Below are 19,469 nucleotides of genomic sequence, written 5' to 3'. Positions count from 1 at the left end.
GGTCAGGCCTCGCGGCGGCGACGGCGCGCGACCACGCCCACCGCCGCCAGCCCGCCGCCCAGCAGCGCGAACGTCGCCGGCTCCGGCGTCGTCGTCACGGGCGCCGCGGCCCCCGCGCCGAACGTCACGTTGTCCATGCGCACGCTGACGGCGTCGTTGCTGCCGCCCGAGAAGTGCACGCGCCCGATGCCCGCCTCGTGCTGCCAGCCGACGAACTGCCCGGGCGTCGGCCTCAGCGTCGTCGAGCCGATGAGCTGCCCGCCGACGTCGAAGAACGTCAGCGTCGTCGCGATCGGCTGGCCCGCGAACACGAACAGGTCGACGCCGAAGGCGCGCGTGGGCGACGTGAACGTGATGTCGTTCTCGTGGTGGCCCGCGGCGTACACCGTGCTCGTGTTGCCGTAGGAGCCCCAGCCCGTGGGCCAGAACCAGTGGCCGTTGTTCGGGTTCGTGAACGCGATCCCGGGCTCGATGAGGCCCGGGCCGCGGTCCCGCATGTTGGTCTCGCTCGTCAGCGCCAGCCCCTGGCCCGGCTGCGAGCCGTGCGTGGTCGTCGCGTAGACGCCGCGCGCCGGATCGGTCACGTCGTCGAAGGTCTCGACGCGCATGCTGGCGCCGAGGATGGCGGCGAGGTCGGTGCGCGTGGCGATCTGCTGCGCGTGCGCGGCGGGCGCACCGGCGAGCGTGAGGAGCGCCGCGGCGGCGCTGGAGAGGTAGACGGTCGGTCGCATGGATCGGATCTCGTGAAGGAAGGTGCGGCCGATCACTCGGCGCCGATGACGCCGCAGGCGATGCGCGCGCCGCTGTTGCCGGGACCCTGCGGGCCCGCGTTCGTGCGGCGGTCGTCCTCGTTCGCGTGCAGCACGAGCGCGCTGCCGTCGGCGTCCTGCAGCTGCGCGAGCGCGAACTGCGCGACGGTGGTGCTGAGCTGTCCCACGCCCGCCGCGTTGACGGTCAGGTTGGGCAGGTCGCCCGCGTGGAAGCCGGCCGGGTTGAGGTGGCCGTGCTCGCGCGCGGTGGGGTTGTAGTGCCCGCCCGCCGACGTGAACGCCGGCCCGACGCAGCTGCCGACCGCGTGCAGGTGCAGCCCGTGCAGCCCGGGCGTGACGCCCTTCACGTGCACGGTGAGGTGCACCGCGCCGGTGGCGTCCTCGGTGAGGCGCGCGGTGCCGATCGCGGCGCCGCTGGCGTCCTGCAGCTGCGCCGTCAGCTGCGTCGCGGCCTGCGCCGCGCGCGCCGCCGTCGCCAGCGGGCGCGGCGCGAGGGTGGACTCGTCGGCGCGGCAGCCGGCGAGGAGCGCCGCCGCCGTGCCGGCGCGGACGAGCGTGGTGGCGAGCGTGGTGGCGAGACGGGACATGGAATGGGTCGGTGATGGGAGGCCGGCTCCCGTCCGCGCGTCGTCGCGACCCGACGGAGCAGCCGGCGCAGGCATGGTACGACCGGCCGTCCGCGCGCCGCATGATCGGAACTGCTCATTTCGGGCGTGCCAGCGGTGGCCGACCGTCCGGCGCGCTTTGACAGTGCGCTCCGGCGGTGGCACACTGGCGGCATGTCGCCCTCCGCGTCCGCCGACGCCGCGCCCCAGCTGGCGCGCGTCCTGGCGCAGGTGTGTGCGGTCCTCGCGGCCGACGGCGGCGCCGTCGCGCTGGCGGACGGCGCGCGCTGCGCCTGCGGGCGCGAGGCCGGCGCGTACGCCCTCGCCACGCGCGTCCACGGCGAGGGCGCCTCCATCGGCGTGCTGGAGGTCGCGCGCGCCGACGGCCCGCCGTTCACCGCGGGCGACGCGACCTGCCTCGCCGCGCTGGCCGAGGTGGCCGCGATCGTCGTGCGCGGGGCCGAGCAGGTCGCGCGCGAGCGCGGGCGCGCGGAGCGGCTGGCGCTCATCGCGCACGTCGCGCGGCTCGTGACGACCGACCTGCAGCTCGACGACCTGCTGCAGCGTGCCGCCGACGCCACGCACGAGCTGCTCGGCTACGAGAACGTCGCCATCGCCGTCATCCGGCCCGACGATCCCGACGCGCTGCGGCTGCGCAGCTTCGGGGGCGCGTACAAGCAGCTCATCCTCGGCGAGCACCGCCTGCCGCTGAGCGCGGGGCTGATGGGCGCCGCGGCGCGCTCGCGCACGGTGGTGTGCGTGGACGACGCCACCGCCGACCCGCGCTACGTGGCGACGCCCGGCACCGCGGGCGCGCACGCCGAGCTGGCGGTGCCACTGCTGCTGGGCGGTCGCGTGCTGGGCGTGCTGAACGTCGAGCGGCCCGCGCCCTTCGGCGCCGACGACGTCGAGGCGCTGACGATCGTCGGCGACCAGCTCGCGGTCGCGATCGACAACGCGCGCCTGCACGACGCCGCGCAGCGCGCCGCGGTGCTGGAGGAGCGCCACCGCCTCGCGCGCGAGCTGCACGACTCGGTCACGCAGCAGCTCTTCACCGCGACGCTGGTGGCGCAGGCGCTCGGCACCGCGTACGCGCGCGATCCGGACGAGGGCGAGCGGCGCGCGAGCATGGTGCTGGAGCTGACGCGCGGCGCGCTGGCCGAGATGCGCGCGCTGCTGGCGGAGCTGCGCCCGGCCGCGTCGGGCGAGACCTCCGCGCCGCCGCCCGCCGACGCGGGGCTCGCGCGCCTGCGCCACGACGGGCTGGTGGCGGCGCTGCACGCGCACGCCGAATCGGGCGCGCTCGGCGGGCTCCCGGTGCAGATCGACGCCGACGGCTACGCGCCGCAGGACGCGCCGCGCGAGGAGGCGCTCTACCGCATCGCGCGCGAGGCGCTGCACAACGTCGTCAAGCACGCGCACGCGGGGCACGCCGACGTGCGGCTGGAGGTGCGCGCGGGCGTGGGCCGCCTGGTGGTGCGCGACGACGGCATCGGCTTCGCGGCGCACGAGGCCCGCGGCGCGCGCCGGCCGGCGGGCTACGGGCTGGGCCTGCGCTCGATGCGCGAGCGCGCGGCCGAGCAGGGCGGCGCGCTGCGCGTGGACAGCGCGCCGGGGCGCGGCACCGTCGTCGAGGTCGAGCTGCCGCTGGACGCCGAGGGGACGCCGTGAGCGCGCATCATGCGAATGCGCGTTCCGCGCGCGTCGTGCGCGTGCTGCTGGCCGACGACCACCAGATCCTGCGCGCGGGGCTGCGCATGATCCTCGCCGACGCGCCGCCCTCGCCCGACGACGAGACGATCGAGGTGGTCGGTGAGGCGTCCACCGGCGAGGAGGCGGTGCGGCTGGCCGCGGCGCTGCATCCCGACGTCGTGCTGATGGACGTCGCGATGCCCGGCATCGACGGCATCGAGGCGACGCGGCGGCTGCGCGCCGCGGGCGGACAGCCCGCGGGCGAGCGGCCCGCGGTGCTGATCCTCACGACCTATGGCGACGATGCGCGCGTGCGCGAGGCGATCCAGGCCGGCGCGCTCGGCTACCTGCTGAAGGACCTGCTGCGCGACGACCTGGTGCGCGCGGTGTACGGGGCCGCGCGCGGCGTGCCGACGCTCGACCCGCGCGCGCAGCAGCTCCTCATGCGGCAGCTGCACGCGCCCGCGCCCGCCTCGCCGTTCGACGCGCTCACGGGCCGCGAGCGCGACGTGCTGCGGCTGATCGCGCGCGGCCGCAGCAACAAGGAGATCGCCGCCGCGCTCTCGCTCAGCCTCGGCACGGTGAAGGGCTACGTGAGCGCGATGCTGCCCAAGCTCGGCGTCGGCGACCGCACGCAGGCCGCGCTGTTCGCGACGCGGCACGGGCTCGAGTAGGCGTCGCGCGGCCCACGGTCGCGCCCGTCCCTGTCGGAAGTCGGGGACGCGACCAGCCATCGTCGGGCCGCGGTCCACCCCTGCGTGGGAGTGCGCGCGAGGCCCTCCTGCACGGAATTGGGGCCGCGACGCGTCGGAGGCTCCGCGCGCCGCGCGCATCCGTGGAGGGGGAGGACACCATGCACACCGCCGAACACGCCCTCAAGCCGACCGTCCTGCTGGGCGCCGAGGAGCTCGCGCTCCTCGCGACGCGGACCGCGGCGTACGACATCCGCTCGATCCGGCGCCCTGCCGTCGCCGCGGGGACGCCGTCCCCGATCGCGCGACTCCTCGCTCTGGTGATCGCCATCGCGCGCGGGAGGGCCCGTGCCCGCCGATGACGCGATCGGCGACGCGCGGACGTTCTTCGACGCGCTGGCGCCGGCGTACCACCTGCTCTACCAGGACTGGGCGGCGAGCGTCGCGCGCCAGGGCGCCGCGCTGGCGGGGCTGCTGTGCGAGCACGACGTGCGGCCGGGCGACGCGGTGCACGACGCGGCGTGCGGCATCGGCACGCAGGCGATCGGGCTCGCGCAGCACGGCTTCGCGGTGAGCGCGTCCGATCTGGCGCCGGTGGCCGTCGCGCGGGCGCGCGCGGAGCTCGCGTGTCGCGGCCTGTCGGTCGCGGCGAGGGTCGCCGACGTCCGCGATCTCGATGGCGTGCTGTCCGCGCCCGTGTCGGCGGTGCTGGCGTGCGACGAGGTGCTGCCGCACCTTCCCGACGACGCGGAGATCCTGCGCGCCTTCCGCGCGATGCGCGCCGTGCTGCGCCCGGGCGGCGTCGCCGTCGTCTCGATGCGCGACCATCAGGCGCAGCACCTCGCGCACGCGCGCCGCGGGCCCGAGGTGCATCCGTACGGCCTGCGCCACGACGGCGACCGGCGGCTGGTCGCGGTGCAGGTGTGGGAGTGGACCGACGCCGACCACTACGACCTGCGGCTCTACCTCACGTCCGAGCGTCCCGACGGCGGCTGCGACGCGCGCGTGCTGCGCACGCGTCTCTACGCGGCGTCCGTCTGCCGGCTGCGCGCGCTGCTGCGCGAGGCGGGCTTCGCGTCGGTCGAGCGGCGCGACGGGATCCTCTTCCAGCCCGTGCTCGTCGCGACGGCGCGCTGATCACCCGACACCGTGGAGGACCTTCTGATGTCCGATCTCGAGCGCAACAAGCTGGTCGCCTGCATGTGGCTCGACCTGGTCAGCCGCCACGACGTCGAGGCGCTGTGCGCGCTGACGGCGCCCGGATGGACGATGCACGGCGGCCCGCCCGCGCTGCCCGCGGGCCCCGATGGGGTGCGCGCGCTCTTCCGCGCCATCGGCCCGGTGCGGCAGCGCTGGACGATCGAGGACGTGATCGCCGAGGGCGACCGCGTGGCGGTGCGCGCCACCAACCGGTGCGTGCAGGACGAGTTCCTCGGCATCCCCGGCGCCCGGCGGACGCAGACCTTCACCGCGACGTTCGTCTTCCGCATCGCGGACGGGCGCGTGCTGACGACGTGGCGCAACGCCGACGACCTGGGACGCGTGCTGCAGCTGGGCGCGCGGCTGGTGCCGCCGCCGATGCGGCGGAGCGATCGCCGCGTGATGCGCCTGCGGTCTAGCGCGCGCGGGTGAGCGTGCTGTCGGCGGGGAGGGTGGCGGGCGTGGCCGGCGACGACGACGTCGGGACCGCCCGCGCCAGCCGCAGCACGCCGCGCGTGTGCGCGAACGCGCCCGCGACGCCGAGCGCGACGATGAGCAGCGCCACGCGCAGGATCAGCCGGAGGTCCGGCGGCATGCGCGTCGGCTCGGTGAGCGGAGCGGTGGACCGCACGCGCGTCCGGTAGGGACGCCACGCGCCGCACGACGTGCACAGGTAGGCGCCGGGCGGCAGCTTGGCGCCGCAGTCGGGGCAGGGCCTGCCGCCCCCCGCTCGCGCTCCAGTCCTGTCCATGTGTCCTCCCTCCCGGGCCTCCTGCCGTCCGACGCCGCGGCCGGCCGCCGACGGGAATGCCGGCGCCGGCGCATGATCGGCATCGGGCGCCCGGCGGCGTGTGACCCACGCCGCACGCGCCGCGAGATCGCCCGGGTCTATCGAGGCTATCGAACGCCCGGACCGCGACTTGTCAACAGGGCGACCACCGGAGGCGGAAGGCGGCGACGTCGCGCACGAGCGCCTCGAAGGCGTCGTCGGGCATCCCGGCGCACACGCGACGCAGCCGCGCGGCGGCCTCGCGGCGGAGGACGGCGAGCTGCGGATCGTCGGCGGCGACGGCGTACGGCGGGCGCGACGTCCAGGCGCGGCCGGCCTGGCCTGAGCGCGGCGCCGGCGCGGAGCGCTCGCCCGTCACCCAGAGCCTGAAGCGCGCGCCGCGCCGCTCCCCTCCCCGCCGCATCGTGTCCGTGCCCATGTCATCCCCCATTGGTGCCGTCGGGACCGCGACCGCGCACGCTCGCGCTCGCCACGTCCCATCACACAGTACGCGATCCGGCCCGCCGAGCACGGCCGTGCAGCCCGATTCCTCGCGCGCCGGGTGACCGTCGTCACGGGCCCGCACACGTCGCGCACGAACTGCGGCGCGGCGGCCACACAGGCGGCGAGAACGTGGGCCTCCACCCACACACGCTCGCCGGCCCCTTCCGCGGCCCGTAGACTCCCGGTGTCCTCCGTGGGCGCGCCATGACGATGGTCACCCGGCGCGCGGTCCCTCCGCTGCGTCCGAGGTGCGACGGTGAGCGCGTGGAATCCGCCGGTCGTGTGCGCCGCATCGCTCGCGTTGCTGATGTTCGCCGCCCGCGGCGCCGGCGCCCAGCCCGACAGCGCCGGCGCCGTGAACGCCGCCTGCGACGGCCGGCGCATCGGCGCCATCGACGTGACGACGCAGCCCCCCACCCTCGTCACGCGCACGCGGTCGCCGCTCGGGCGCGCGGTGCTGCACGCGCTCTTCCAGTCGGCCGCGACGCGCGAGGACGTGGTGCGCGCCTTCCTCGTCGCCCGCCCCGGCGACGCGTGCGACGACGCGCTGCTGCGCGAGAGCGCGCGCGTGCTGCGCACGCAGGGCTTCCTCGCCAACGTGCGCGTGACCGCGACGCCCGACAGCGGCAGCACCGCGCGCCTCGCCGTCGAGACGGTGGACGAGATCCCGCTCGTGATCGGCGGCGGCTGGCGCGGCGGCCCCTCCGCGCTCACCCTCGGCAACGCGAACGTGCTGGGGTACGGGCTGTCGATCGTGGGCGGCTGGCGCGACGGCGACCAGTACCGCGACGGCGTGCTGCTGCGCCTGCGCAAGCACGCGCTGTTCGGCCGCCCGCTGATCCTGGACCTGCTGGCGGCGCGCGATCCGCTGGGCGACCGCTTCGCGACGTCGCTCGCGCGCCCCTTCTTCACGGACCTGCAGCGCGTCGGCTGGCACGTCGGCCTCGAGGACGGCACGGCGTACCGCGGCTTCGCGCGCCGCGACGCGCCCACCGCCGCGCTCGCGCTCGATCGCCGCACCCTCGTCGCCGGCGGCGTCGCGCGCATCGGCGGGCGTGGGCTGGGCGCGTTCGCGGGGCCGTTGCTGACGTACGACCGCTCGCGTCCGGCCGCCGAGGGCGTCGCGCTCACCGACTCCGGCGTCGCGCCGCTGGACGACGACGCGCTGCGCGATCGCTACCCGTCGTACACGGCGGCGCGCGTGGGCGCGGCGTTCGGCGTCCGCCTGCTCAACTTCACGACGGCGCGCGGCTTCGACGCGCTGCTGGCGGAGCAGGACGTCGCGCGCGGCGTGCAGGCGGCGATCGTGGCCGCGCGCGGCGTGCGCGCGTTCGGCGGCGACGACGCGGACCACGCGCTCTCCACCGACGTGTACGCGGGCGCCGGCACCGCGCGCTCGTTCGTCGGGCTGCGCCTGATCGGCGAGGGGCGGCGCGCGTCGGACCGCGCGCGGTGGGAGGACGTCGTCGCCAGCGGGCGCGCCGCGTGGTACCTGAAGGCGTCGGCGAGCCGCACGCTGGTGACGAGCGCGGAGCTCTCCGGCGCGTGGCGCGAGCGGCTGCCCGTGCAGCTCGCGCTGGGCGACCGCAACGCGGGCGTGCGCGGCTATCGCGGGACATGGCTCGCGGGCGGGCGGCGCGCCGTCGTGCGCGTCGAGAGCCGGCGCGCGGTCGGCGGCATCGGACGCTACGCGCACTGGGGCGTGGCGACGTTCGCGGACGCGGGCCGCACCTGGTCGGGCGACGTGCCGTACGGCGTCACCACCGTGGCGCGCGCGAGCGCGGGCGCGGGGCTGCTGCTGGCCGTGCCGCCGCGCTCACGCCGGCTGCTGCGCGTGGACCTCGCGGTGCCCGTGACGCCGGATGCGCCGCGCCGCTACCGCCTGCTGTTCACGACGACGAGCGCGGCGCGGGCGTTCTGGCGGGACCCGGACGATGTGACGAGAGCGCGCGCGATCAACCTGCCGGCGACCATTCTTGGGTGGCCGTGAGCGCGCGCGCGGGCGGAGGACGATACGGCGGAGAACGGAACCGCGGAGAACGATGAAGCGTGAGACGAAACAGCGGATGCGCTGAGCTTCAGGCTCGTAGCATCCGCTGTTTCGTCTCACGCCGTTCCGTCCTCCGCCGTTCCGTCCTCCGCCGTTCCGTCCTCCGCCGTTCCGTCCTCCGCCGTCACGGCGCATCCCCCAGCACCGCGCGATTGGAACGGTACGGCGCATAGCTCGATCCCCAGTCCACCCCCACCACGTCGAACCACACCCGCGCCCCGTCGACGTGCACGACGAGGAAGTGGTACGGATTGTCGCCCGGGTTTGGGCCCGGCCGCACGAGGTGCTGCACGCGCGACGAGTCCGCGCCGCTGGCCGTGCGGTACGCGCGGAGGTCCGGCTCGCCCTGGTACGCGTACAGCGGCGCGCCGCCGCCACCGCTCACGATCTGGTCCATCCGCCGCTGCTGCCCGCTCGCGTCCCGGTAGCGCTCCACGTAGTGCTCGAAGAGGTGCTCGTGGCCCGTGTACAGCAGCGTCACGCCATACCGGCGGAAGAGCGGCATGTAGCGCGCGCGCACCGCGGCGGTCGGGCGCTCGACGATCGCGCCGCCGTGCGGCCCGGACGAGAACGCGGGATGGTGGAAGAACGCCACGACGTGCTGCCAGCGCTTGCGGTCGAGCCCCTTCAGCTGCGCCTCCACCCACGCGTACTGCGTCGAGTCCTCGGCGATGTTGGAGTCGAAGGCGACGACGAAGGTGTTGCCGTAGCCGAACGCGTACGTGGGATAGCCGGGCAGCCGCCGCGTCGCGCCGTCGGGCGGGATCAGCTGGCTCACCGCGCTCAGGTAGTTGCGCAGCCCTTCCTGCCGCCCGGGCGACGCGAGGTCCGCGGAGCCCGTGACGTCGTGGTTGCCGGGCGCGAGGAAGTACGGCACGCCGCCGTCGGTCGTCAGCCGGTTGATGAGGCTCACGAAGCTGACGTTCCACTGCTTGGGGTCGCGGCCGTTCACCACCGCGTCGCCGCTCTGCAGCACGAACTTCACGGGATCGGGGCCGTTCTCGAGCGCGCGGATCGCGCGGATCATCCCGTCCACCACCAGCGAGTGCTCGTACTGCTCGGCCGTGCCGTCGCGGCGGCCGCGCGTGTCGCCGTAGACGATGTACGAGAAGCGCGTGACGTTGGCGCTCGCGGGCTCCGGCGGCAGCGGGCGCTTCGGCGGCGCGATCGCGGCCACGCGCTCGGCGGGCGGCGCGGCTGGAGGCGTCGCGGTGGCGGGCTGCTGTGCGCCGAGGACCGGGGCGGCGAGCGCGACGCCGGCGAAGTGCGCGGCGGCGCGGGCGAGAAGGCGGGACGTCATCGGCGTGGGGCGGTCGTGGGGCGTGCGGTCGCGATCGTCGCGCGCGATGCACGACGATGCGTTCTCGACTACGCGAGATGGTAGCAGGGTGTTGACAAGTGCGCGTGGCCGCCGTAGAATCGGCGCCCTGGGAGTCGCGTCCTGATGTTCACGAGTCGAGCTGCACCGCTGCGCGTCATGATTCGATGCGCGTGCGAGCGCTCGCCCTCACCCCGAGGCACAGCACGCCGCCTCGGGCCGACCATCGGCGGCGCGATTTTGTGTTTCCGGGCCTCGCGGCCCCACGCTCCCCATCACCGACGCTCCCGTTCCATGACCGCCAGAGCCTCCGATCCCGCCATCCGCTCGCTGCGTTCGCAGCACGCCGGCCTCGCCGCGCGTGACGCGCGCAGCGTGCGCACGGGCGAGGCGCCGCGGTGCGTCGGCTTCGTCCCGTCGTTCGATCGACGCGGCGTCGCGGGACGGTACGCGCGCAACGAGCAGCAGTCGCTGCAGCAGGACCACATCGGTGCAGGAGGCCGGACGAGGGCGCGCCCGCGGTAGCGCGCGCGTCACACCGGCTCCGGGAGCGAACCCTCGCCCCACCTGCGCCATCGGCCAGGTGGGGCGTTTTGCATGTGCCTCCCTCGCCTGCAATCGCTGATTGACAAGTGATGGTTCGGGGAAGCAGCAGCAGTACATGAGCAGTACCTGCAATACCTGCAGTACCCGTGGTCCGTCGTCGGCCGGCGGGGAGGACGTGCGTGCAGCGAGACACGCGACTCCCCTGCCCGTGCGCGCCGACCCGTCGCTCGGCGGCGGACCACTCTCGAATCGCCGTAGCTCAGCGGAGCAGAGCGCCTGGCTACGAACCAGGAGGTCGCACGTTCGAATCGTGCCGGCGATGTGTGGTGACCCGTAGCTCAGTGGGTAGAGCGCCGGCCTCGTTCACACCCTCGCCCGCTCCGGCGGGCCGACGCGCGAGGCTTCTCGATCTGACGACGGTGGTCGCGGGTTCGAGTCCCGCCGGGTCATCACCACGCACCACGCACCACGCAGCACGTTCCGTCGCACGACGGGTCATGCCCTCGCCATTCCTCGTCCGCCGCGTGTGTCGCGCGGTGGGCCGTCGGTCGAGGGTTACCTGGTCAAGGCGCAAGCCGAGGGGTTCGACTCCCCGGCCCGCTCGTGTGACGGTCTCTGTCGGACGGGGCGCCGCGACTCGGTTATCGCTGCCATTACCTGGAACGAGCGACCCAGGGCCGAGCGCACCCTTTCTCCGTCCGATTCTCCCGCGCGCGACACACCGGTCGCGTGCGACGCGCACCACCACTCGACCTCAGGAGGGCGAGCATGTTCGACTTCACGCAGCACGTCGCGACGCGCCTCCGGCGCCTCGCATCCGGCGTCGCGGGCACCACGCCGCAGGCCGAGCCGATCCCCGGCAGCACGCAGGTCCCCAACTCGGCCGGCGGCTTCGCCTGGGCCGTCGACCAGTGGACGCGCCTCGACCGCTTCCTGATCCTCGGCTCCGAGGGCGGGACGTTCCACGTCGGCGAGCGCGCGCTGACGCGCGAGAGCGCGACCGCCGCGCTGGCCTGCATCGCGGAGGACGGCCCGCGCGCGGTGGCGCGCGTGGTCGAGATCAGCGCGGCGGGCCGCGCCGCGCGCAACGATCCCGCGCTGTTCGTGCTGGCGCTGGCCGCGGCCGCGGACGACGTGGAGACGCGCGCTGCGGCGCTGGCCGCGCTGCCGCGCGTGGCGCGCACCGGCACGCACCTCTTCCACTTCCTGCAGTACCTGAAGGCGTTCCGCGGCTGGGGCCGCGGCGTGCGCACCGCCGTCGGGCGGTGGTACACGCAGCGCGGCGCGCGCGACCTGGCGTACCAGGTCATGAAGTACCAGGCGCGCGACGGCTGGTCGCACCGCGACGCGCTGCGGCTGGCGCACCCCGCGCCGCCCAGCGCGACGCACGACCTCCTCTTCCGCTACGCCGTGAAGGGGTGGGCCGACGCGTCGACGCGGCGTGAGAACGTCGAGACCGACGTCGTCGAGCGGATCGAGGCGATGCACGCGATCCGCACGATGACGCCGGCCGACGCGGCGCGCGTGATCCGCATCTACGGGCTCACGCGCGAGATGGTGCCGACCGAGCTGCTGACGGACGCGGTGGTCTGGGCGGCGCTGCTCGAGGGGATGCCCCTCACGGCGCTCGTCCGCAACCTGGGCGTCATGAGCCGCGTCGGGCTGCTCGCGCCGGAGAGCGACGCGACCCGCGCGGTCGTGGCGCGCCTCGGCGACGTGGAGGCGATCCGTCGTGCGCGCGTGCATCCGATGGCGCTGCTCGCGGCGTCCAAGACGTACGCGCAGGGCCACGGCATGCGCAGCGCCGGGCGGTGGGTGCCGGTGCCCGCGATCGTGGACGCGCTCGACGCGGCGTTCTACCTCGCCTTCGGGAACGTGCCGTCGACGGGCAAGCGACTGATGCTCGCCCTCGACGTCTCGGGCTCGATGGCGGCGCCCGTGCACGGGCTGCCGTACCTGTCGTGCCGCGAGGCGTCGGCGGCGATGGCGCTCGTGACGGTGGCGACGGAGCCGTCGTGCCGCACGGTCGCCTTCACCAACGGCACGTACCCGTCGCTGCACTCGGCGATCGGCTACAACACCGGCCTCACGCCGCTCGCGCTGTCGGCGCGGCAGCGGCTGGACGACGTCGTGGCCCGCACGGCCGCGCTGCCGTTCGGCGGCACCGACTGCGCGCTCCCGATGATCGAGGCGCGCAAGCATCGCTGGGCGGTGGACGCGTTCGTCGTCTACACGGACAGCGAGACGTGGGCCGGGGCCGTGCACCCGGCGCAGGCGCTCCGCGCGTACCGGGAGCGCATGGGCATCGCGGCGAAGCTGGTGGTCGTCGCGATGGCGTCGAACGGGTTCAGCATCGCGGACCCCGACGACGCCGGCATGCTCGACGTCGTGGGCTTCGACACCGCGACGCCGCACGTCATCGCCGACTTCGTGGCGTAGGGTCCGGGCACGTCACCGGCCCTGCGCCCGGCGTCGGCCCATCCCTCACGCACCATGAACCGACTGACCAACGTCCTCGAGGCGCCGGAGGAGGAGGCGCCGCTGGGCGACTACTACGTGCTCCGCGGCGCGTTCGGGTGGCACCAGCTGTCGGCGGAGACCGCGCGCACGATCGAGCGCCAGCTCGACCGGCGCTGGCCGCCGCGCTGGCTCACCTTCCGCGACCTCGTCGGCTCGCGCCTGCGGGTGCGCACGTCGCTCGTGCACAGCCTGTTCGAGTCCACGGCCGCGCAGCGCGCCGCGGAGCGCCGCCTGGAGCGTGCGCGGCAGGCGGAGGAGCGCACGGACGCGAACCCGTGGGAAGACCCGCTCTGATCTCACCTCGATCTCACCTTCGCCTGCTTCCCCGGACCGTCATGCGTCGCGCGGCGCGCCATCTGCGTTTGATGGCGCACCGCGTCGATCTATCACTGGAGAGGAGCACGTGCGTCACATCGACAACATCGCGGTCTTCGGGGAGCACGAGCCCGGCACGCTGGCGCAGATGCGGGACGTGGCGCGCCACGCGGCCGCGTCCGCGCTGATGGCGGACGCGCACCATGGCTACGTGATGCCGGTGGGTGGCGTCGCCGCGTACCACGAGCAGGTGTCGGTGATGGGCGTGGGAGTGGACATCGCCTGCCTCGCGGCCGGTACGCCGGTCGTGGGCGCCGATGGGCGGTGCCGCGCCATCGAGACGGTGTGCGGCCGCGATCCGGTCACGTGCTGGGATGGCACGCACGTCCGGCCGGTCTCCCCGCATGTGGGCGCGGTGGCGCGCGGTCACCGCGCGGTGCTCCGCCTCGTGCTGTCGAACGGGCGGGAGCTCACGGCGACGGACGACCACGCCATCATGACGCGCGACGGCTGGCGTGAGGCCGGCACGCTGCGTGTCGGGGACCGCGTAGCGTGCGTCGTTCACGTCGGACTGCCGGACGAGGCGCCCGCGACGACGGTACTGGACGTCGGGACGCCGCCTCCGCACGCCGCGCGCATGCTGCGCGAGCGCGGCTGGCTGCCCGTGAGGACGGACGACGCGCGCTTCCCGGCGCTGCTGCGGCTGCTGGGCTACGTCTGCGGAGACGGGCACCTCACGCGCGACGGGAAGTTCGTGAGCGCGTACACGACGTCGGAGGAGGATGGCGCCGCACTCGCCGCCGACTTCGCGGCGATCGGCTTTCCCGCGACCATCTACCGCCGGCAGCGCCGCCGGGAGCACCGCCCCGAGGTGCACGCTCGCGTCGCGTCGACCGCGTTGCACCATCTGCTCGCGTCGCTCGGGGCGCCCGTCGGCAAGAAGGCATGGCCGGCGCGACCGATGCCCTGGCTGTCAGACCTTCCGGCGTGGGCGCGCGCGCAGTTCCTGTCGGGCTTCGCGAGCGCGGAGATGATGACGCCGCGCCTGCATGCGAACGGCGTCGTGCCGAACCTCCAGGTGAAGCAGGCCGGCAGCGACCGCCATGCGATCGAGTTCATCGCCGCGCTGCTCGACTCGCTGGGCTTCCCGACCAGCGTCGCGATCAGCGGCCCCATGCGCGCCGACCGGTGCACCTGGGTGCTCCAGATCCTTGGTGGACAGGACGCACAGGTGCGCTTCGCCACGGAGGTAGGCTTCTGCCACGCGCCGGCCAAACGGCGAGCGGCGGCACGCGTGGCGAGCGTCGTGTGGGAGCGCGACGTGTTGGTGCGCGCGCGCGAGGCCGCGAAAGCGGAGGCGCGCGCGCGGCATGCACGGGGTGAGCACTGGCGTGACGTCGTGCGCGACGTCGCTGCACGGCACGACGTGGCCGAGGGCTTCGTCTACCATGCGATCTACGACCGGCGCGGGCCATCGCGACGCACGCCCGGTGCGGCGGTGGAGCCCGACGTCACGGGCGAGGTGTGCTGGGTGCGTGTGACGGGCGTCGAGCCACACGGCTCGTGCGACGTCTTCGACGTCGTGACGGGCGACCCGGCGCACTCGTTCCTCGCGAGCGGCATCGTCGTCCACAACTGCGGCAACGCCGCGATCCGCACCAACCATACACTGGCGAGCCTCGGCGACACGCCGGAACGCCAGCGCCGCACGCTCGAGGGGCTGGCCGACGAGATCGCGGGGTCGATGAGCTTCGGCATGGGCCGCCGCAACCGCGCCGACGACGCACCCACGGACGATCCGCTGTTCGACGATCCCGCGTGGCGCGAGGTGCCCGGGAGCAAGAAGGAGGTCGCCGCGCTGAAGACGAAGGCGCGGCAGCAGCTGGGCACCATCGGCGGCGGCAACCACTACGTCGACGTGTTCGCCGACGAGACGGGCGCGCTGTGGGTCGGCGTCCACTTCGGGAGCCGTGGCCTCGGCCACACGATCGCGATGGGCTTCAACGCGCTCGGGCAGGGAAAGCGGTGGGGCGAGCGCGCGGGCGAGCAGGAGACGCTGCTGTCGCTGCGCACCTCGATGGGCGAGGACTACTGGACGCTGATGCACCTCGCCGGCCGCTACGCCTACGCGGGGCGCGAGTGGGTCGCGCGCAAGGTCGTGGAGCTGATGGGCGCGCGCGAGCTGGAGCTCGTGCACAACCACCACAACTTCGCGTGGAAGGAGGTGCACGGCGGCGAGGAGCTGCTGGTGGTGCGCAAGGGCGCGACGCCGGCATTTCCGGGGCAGCTCGGCTTCGTCGGCGGCTCGATGGGGGACGACGCGGTGATCATCCGGGGTGCGACGCCCACGGGCAGCGGCGCGGCGGCCGACACGGTGCGCGACGCGCAGCGGGCGGCGCTCCACTCCACGGTGCATGGCGCCGGACGGGTGCTGTCGCGCACGGCCGCCGCGGGGAAGCGCGACCGGAAGACGGGCCGCATCCTCAAGCCTGGCGCGGTGACACAGGAGATGATGGACGGCTGGATGCGCGAGCGCGGCGTGATCCTGCGCGGCGGTGGGCTGGACGAGAGCCCGCACGCCTACCGTCGGCTGCCCGACGTGCTCGCGGCGCAGGGCAGCACCATCGAGATCGTGCACACGCTGCATCCGCTGATCGTCGTCATGGCCGGCGCGGACGAGTTCGACCCGTACAAGGACTGAGCGTGGGGGAGGAATGGAAGGACGCGTCCGGCGGAGCGCAGCACGCTCCGCCGGACGTTCGCGTCTCCGGGCCGACTCAGAGCGCCTTCGCCGCCGCCTCCGCCACCTCGTGGTCCTGCTTCCCGCTCCCGCCGCTGACGCCCACCGCGCCGACCACCACGCCGTCGCGCTTCAGCGGGACGCCGCCGGCGAAGATCATCACCCGGCCGTCGTTGGAGGCGTGCAGCCCGAAGAAGTCGCCGCCGGACTGCGTGAGCGTCGCCAGCTCCTTCGTGCTGATGTCGAAGGCGCGCGACGTCCACGCCTTCTTAATCGAGATGTCGATGCTGCCCATCCACGCGCCGTCCATGCGCACGTGCGCGATCAGGTTCCCGCCCGCGTCGGCGACGGCGATGTTCATCGGCTGGCCGATGTCGTCGGCCTTCCGCTCCCCGGCGGCGATGATGCGCCGCGCATCCTCCAGGGTGAGGGGCGCGGGCGAGGTCTGCGGCTTCGACATGGGAGCCTCCCGGGTGAAAGGGTGAGGTGGCGCCCCGGCCCCGCATCGCCCGTTCCAGCGGCGCGCCGGGGCGCTCTGCGGCGCTAGACGCGCCCCACCAGCGCGAGCGCCCGCTCCGCCGCCGCGATCCCGCGCCACTGCGCCTCCTCGAACAGCGACAGCCCGCTGACGTCCGAGTTCGCGTAGAGGACGCGCGCGTCGCGCGGCGGATCCCACCACGCGCGCCGCGCCGCCAGGAAGCCCGGCTCGGGACGCGGCATCGCGTGCCCGTAGCGCAGCACGTCCACGCGCGACACGCAGGCGCGCAGGTCCGGATGCGCACGCTCCAGGTCCGTCAGCGCATGCTCGGCGCACGCGCGCCAGTCCAGCGCGAGCAGGCGGCGGCGCGCGTCCGCGGGCGCCGCGTCGGCGAGCGGCCAGTAGTACGTCCACACCGTACGCTCGTCGGGCACGCCGCGCAGCGCCTGGTGCGTCGCCACGACGTAGCCCAGCGCCGGCGAGTCGGCGATCACGTTGTCCCACGCCTCGGGCGCGTCCTGCGCGCGCGCGGCCGGCCGCCGGTCGAGCGTCAGGTTGGCGACCATCCACGGCGCGTAGCGCCACGGCACCGCGGGCGCGCCCTCCACCACGTGCGGCGCGAGGAAGGTCGGCGCGGCCCACACCACCGCGTCGCACTCCCACGCGGTATCGCCGGCCAGCACGCGCAGGCCGCCACCACGCCGTTCGACGCGGCGCACCGGCGCGCCCGTGACGACGCGGTCGCCCACGCGCGACGCGAGGTGCCGCACGAGGCGCGCGTTCCCGTCGGCCCACGTCAGCGGCCCGTCCTCGTCGTGGTCGCGCGCGGCGAAGTAGTGCAGCGCCGCCCACGCCGATGCGTCGCGCGCGCGCGTCCCGAAGTCGTCGCGGCACGCGTAGTCCACCAGCCAGCGCAGCGCCGGCGAACGGTAGCCCTCGCGCGCCAGCCACGCGTCGGCCGTCAGCCCATCCAGCGGCGACGCGGCGACGTCGTGCTCCGCGGCGCCGAGGGCCAGCGGCACCGTGAACGCGCCGCTCGCGCGCAGCGCCTCGACGGTCTCCTCGAAGCGCCGCAGCTCGCCCTGCTCGGTGGCGTCCATCGCGAACGCCTCGAGCTGCCCCTCGCGCCACCGCCCGTGGATGAAGGTCCGCTCCTTGGGGGCGTGACAGAGGTCGGTCTCGCTCCACGTCCCGTCGGCGCCGAGGATCCCCATCTCCGCGAACAGCAGCCGCACGTGCTCCGCGCGCGGATGCGGCACCGGCACGTAGTGCGCGCCCCACGGGTACGCGCTGACGGCGTTCTCGCCGCCGCGCGCGTTGCCGCCCGCGTTCCGCGCCAGCTCCAGCACGACAAAGTCGCGCATCCCCTGCCGCTGCATCCACCACGCGGCCGAGAGCCCGGCGACGCCGCCGCCGACGATGACGACGGGCGTGCGCACGACACGGCGCACCGCGACGTCGGCGCGTCCGTCGCGCAGCCCGTGGCCGGCGGCGCTGGAGTCGTCGAGGAGGGCGCCCGCGAGGGGGCGGGGAGCCTTGCGCGTGAGGCGGACGAGGGCAGGCGCGCCCGCGAGCGCCGCGACGCCGGCCATGGCGGCTGCGCCCACCAGCAGCTCACGTCGGGAAAGCGTCGAGCGTCGAGCGACGAGCGTCGAGGGGTCTCGCTCGTCGCTCGACGCTCGACGCTCGACGCTCATCGATTCATCGCTGCCCAATCTTCCTCGTAGTACCGGACCAGCGCCTGGTCGTTGAGGCGGTTCGGGCGCGCGGGCACGGGCAGCATGTCGGTCGCGAACGCGAACAGCTGCGGCAGCTCGCGCGGCGTGAGATACCGCAGCCCCGCGGGCAGCGTCGCGGGCGGCACGTAGCCCTCGCCGCCGTTCGGGCGCACGAGCGCGAAGCCCCACTCGCCGAACGACGGCACGTAGAGGTGGTACGGATAGGTCGCCATCCCCGCCGCGCGCAGCGTGGCCACGATGCTCCAGTACGAGCGGCGCGCGAACAGCGGCGAGGTGCTCTGCACCACCGCCAGCCCGTCGCGGCTCACGTGGCGCGCCAGCAGGCGGTAGAACGCCACCGTGTACAGCTTCCCCACCGCGTAGTTCGACGGGTCGGGGAAGTCGACGACGACGAAGTCGAACACGTCGGGGCTCGCGGCCAGCCAGACGAAGGCGTCGTCGTTCACCACGCGCACGCGCGGGTCCTTCAGCGCGTTCGCGTTCAGCGCCGTCAGCCGCGGGTGCGTCGTGAACAGCTGCGTCATCGCCGGGTCGAGGTCCACCAGCACGACCTCCCGCACGCCCGGGTAGCGCAGGATCTCGCGCACCGCGAGCCCGTCGCCGCCGCCCAGCACCAGCACGCGTCGCGCGTTCGGGAGCGCGCTCAGCCCCGGATGCACGAGCGCCTCGTGGTAGCGGTACTCGTCGCGCGACGAGAACTGCAGGTGCCCGTTGAGGAAGAGCCGCAGGTCGTCCTTCCACGCGGTGAGCACGATGCGCTGGTAGCGCGTGTTGCGTGCCAGCACGACGTCGTCCGCGTACAGGCTCTCCTCGGCCAACTGCGTGATCCGCTCGGCGCGCCACATGCCGGCGGTGAGCAGGAGCAGCACGACCGCGCTCGCGGCGACCAGCCCGCGGCGCGCGCCCAGCCGGTCGCGGAAGAGCCAGATGCTCCACACCGCGACCAGCGCGTTGACGAGCCCGAACAGCAGCGCCGCGCGCACGAGCCCCAGCCGCGGCACCAGCACCAGCGGAAAGAGCAGCGACGCGCCGAGCGCGCCCAGGTAGTCGAAGGTGAGGACGTTCGCGACGACGTCCTTGAAGTCGAACTGGTGGCGCAGGATGCGCATCAGCAGCGGCACCTCCAGCCCCACCAGCGTGCCGATCACGCCCACCAGCAGGTAGAGCGTCAGCCGGAACGCGTCCGTGTACGCGAACGCCAGGAAGAGCAGCGTCGAGCTGAACCCGCCCACGACCGCCACCAGCAGCTCGATGGTGACGAAGCGCGCCACGATCCCGCGGCCGACGTAGCGCGACAGCCAGCTGCCGATGCCCATCGCGAACAGGTACGTCCCGATGACCGTCGAGAACTGCGTGACGCTGTCGCCGAGCAGGTAGCTGGCGAGCGCGCCGGCGACGAGCTCGTAGACGAGCCCGCAGGCGGCGATCAACAACACGGTGACGAACAACGCCACCGCCATTGGACGAGCACTCTCTGCCTTGGATTCCATCTCGGCTACGGAAGCTGCGTGCTGCGTGCTCCGTGCTGCGT

Annotated in this window: 18 protein-coding genes and 2 tRNA genes; 12 read left to right on the top strand and 8 right to left on the bottom strand. The window is 74.5% G+C overall.

The genetic code is table 11. The features are described from left to right. Positions 1-2: 2 nt before the first annotated feature. Positions 3-731, bottom strand: coding sequence for a PEP-CTERM sorting domain-containing protein (locus rosag_RS06740; RefSeq protein ID WP_284349293.1), 729 nt, complete (start codon positions 729-731; stop codon positions 3-5). Between the two features lie 32 nt (positions 732-763). Next, positions 764-1,357, bottom strand: coding sequence for a superoxide dismutase family protein (locus rosag_RS06735; RefSeq protein ID WP_284349292.1), 594 nt, complete (start codon positions 1,355-1,357; stop codon positions 764-766). A gap of 192 nt (positions 1,358-1,549) precedes the next feature. Here rosag_RS06735 and rosag_RS06730 point away from each other — a divergent pair, with 192 nt between their 5' ends. From rosag_RS06730 to rosag_RS06710, 5 genes are all read left to right on the top strand, one after another. After that, positions 1,550-3,046: a GAF domain-containing sensor histidine kinase gene (locus tag rosag_RS06730; protein WP_284349291.1), complete on the top strand. Its 1,497-nt coding sequence runs from the start codon at positions 1,550-1,552 to the stop codon at positions 3,044-3,046. Beyond that, positions 3,043-3,741: a response regulator gene (locus tag rosag_RS06725; protein WP_284349290.1), complete on the top strand. Its 699-nt coding sequence runs from the start codon at positions 3,043-3,045 to the stop codon at positions 3,739-3,741. Before rosag_RS06730 ends, rosag_RS06725 begins: the two co-directional genes overlap by 4 nt. 179 nt (positions 3,742-3,920) lie before the next feature. Beyond that, the gene (locus rosag_RS06720; protein ID WP_284349289.1) at positions 3,921-4,121 is read left to right on the top strand and encodes a hypothetical protein; all 201 of its coding nucleotides are present in this window, start codon (positions 3,921-3,923) and stop codon (positions 4,119-4,121) included. Beyond that, a complete protein-coding gene (locus rosag_RS06715) occupies positions 4,108-4,896 on the top strand; it encodes a class I SAM-dependent methyltransferase (RefSeq protein ID WP_284349288.1) in 789 nt (262 codons plus the stop codon). Before rosag_RS06720 ends, rosag_RS06715 begins: the two co-directional genes overlap by 14 nt. A 27-nt stretch (positions 4,897-4,923) precedes the next feature. Continuing rightward, positions 4,924-5,391 (top strand): ester cyclase, encoded by a 468-nt coding sequence (locus rosag_RS06710; RefSeq protein ID WP_284349287.1) that lies wholly within the window; start codon positions 4,924-4,926, stop codon positions 5,389-5,391. Here the strand turns inward: rosag_RS06710 and rosag_RS06705 are convergent. Beyond that, complete coding sequence (locus rosag_RS06705) at positions 5,375-5,554, bottom strand: hypothetical protein (RefSeq protein ID WP_284349286.1); 180 nt, start codon at positions 5,552-5,554, stop codon at positions 5,375-5,377. The genes rosag_RS06710 and rosag_RS06705 overlap by 17 nt on opposite strands. Positions 5,555-5,882: 328 nt before the next feature. After that, on the bottom strand, positions 5,883-6,167 hold the full coding sequence (locus tag rosag_RS06700; RefSeq protein ID WP_284349285.1) for a hypothetical protein: 285 nt from the start codon (positions 6,165-6,167) through the stop codon (positions 5,883-5,885). Between the two features lie 321 nt (positions 6,168-6,488). On the opposite strand from rosag_RS06700, the gene rosag_RS06695 reads away from it, so the two are divergent. Further along, positions 6,489-8,222, top strand: coding sequence for a BamA/TamA family outer membrane protein (locus tag rosag_RS06695; protein WP_284349284.1), 1,734 nt, complete (start codon positions 6,489-6,491; stop codon positions 8,220-8,222). Positions 8,223-8,406: 184 nt separating this feature from the next. Here rosag_RS06695 and rosag_RS06690 read toward each other — a convergent pair whose 3' ends face one another. Continuing rightward, on the bottom strand, positions 8,407-9,582 hold the full coding sequence (locus tag rosag_RS06690) for a metallophosphoesterase family protein (RefSeq protein WP_284349283.1): 1,176 nt from the start codon (positions 9,580-9,582) through the stop codon (positions 8,407-8,409). Positions 9,583-9,894: 312 nt separating this feature from the next. Here rosag_RS06690 and rosag_RS06685 point away from each other — a divergent pair, with 312 nt between their 5' ends. The 6 genes from rosag_RS06685 (at position 9,895) to rosag_RS06660 (ending at position 15,682) form a co-directional block, all read left to right on the top strand. Further along, positions 9,895-10,125 (top strand): hypothetical protein, encoded by a 231-nt coding sequence (locus rosag_RS06685; protein WP_284349282.1) that lies wholly within the window; start codon positions 9,895-9,897, stop codon positions 10,123-10,125. A gap of 269 nt (positions 10,126-10,394) precedes the next feature. Beyond that, positions 10,395-10,468 (top strand) — tRNA-Arg (locus tag rosag_RS06680). A 5-nt stretch (positions 10,469-10,473) separates the two neighbouring features. Next, positions 10,474-10,596 (top strand) — tRNA-OTHER (locus rosag_RS06675). Positions 10,597-10,914: 318 nt separating this feature from the next. Next, positions 10,915-12,585, top strand: coding sequence for a TROVE domain-containing protein (locus tag rosag_RS06670; protein WP_284349281.1), 1,671 nt, complete (start codon positions 10,915-10,917; stop codon positions 12,583-12,585). 54 nt (positions 12,586-12,639) lie between these two features. Beyond that, positions 12,640-12,960, top strand: coding sequence for a hypothetical protein (locus tag rosag_RS06665; RefSeq protein ID WP_284349280.1), 321 nt, complete (start codon positions 12,640-12,642; stop codon positions 12,958-12,960). A gap of 109 nt (positions 12,961-13,069) precedes the next feature. Further along, complete coding sequence (locus rosag_RS06660; protein WP_284349279.1) at positions 13,070-15,682, top strand: RtcB family protein; 2,613 nt, start codon at positions 13,070-13,072, stop codon at positions 15,680-15,682. A gap of 76 nt (positions 15,683-15,758) precedes the next feature. Here the strand turns inward: rosag_RS06660 and rosag_RS06655 are convergent, their stop codons facing one another. The 3 genes from rosag_RS06655 to rosag_RS06645 form a co-directional block, all read right to left on the bottom strand. Further along, on the bottom strand, positions 15,759-16,181 hold the full coding sequence (locus tag rosag_RS06655; protein ID WP_284349278.1) for a GlcG/HbpS family heme-binding protein: 423 nt from the start codon (positions 16,179-16,181) through the stop codon (positions 15,759-15,761). Positions 16,182-16,264: 83 nt separating this feature from the next. Further along, complete coding sequence (locus rosag_RS06650) at positions 16,265-17,806, bottom strand: NAD(P)-binding protein (RefSeq protein WP_284349277.1); 1,542 nt, start codon at positions 17,804-17,806, stop codon at positions 16,265-16,267. 86 nt (positions 17,807-17,892) lie between these two features. Further along, the gene (locus rosag_RS06645; protein ID WP_284349276.1) at positions 17,893-19,428 is read right to left on the bottom strand and encodes a polyamine aminopropyltransferase; all 1,536 of its coding nucleotides are present in this window, start codon (positions 19,426-19,428) and stop codon (positions 17,893-17,895) included. Positions 19,429-19,469: the final 41 nt, after the last annotated feature.

The sequence above is a fragment of the Roseisolibacter agri genome (assembly GCF_030159095.1).
In the GTDB taxonomy this organism is placed as follows: domain Bacteria; phylum Gemmatimonadota; class Gemmatimonadetes; order Gemmatimonadales; family Gemmatimonadaceae; genus Roseisolibacter; species Roseisolibacter agri.
The sequence above is the reverse complement of the archived record's forward strand: the minus strand, read 5'-3'. Positions and strand labels throughout refer to the sequence as shown.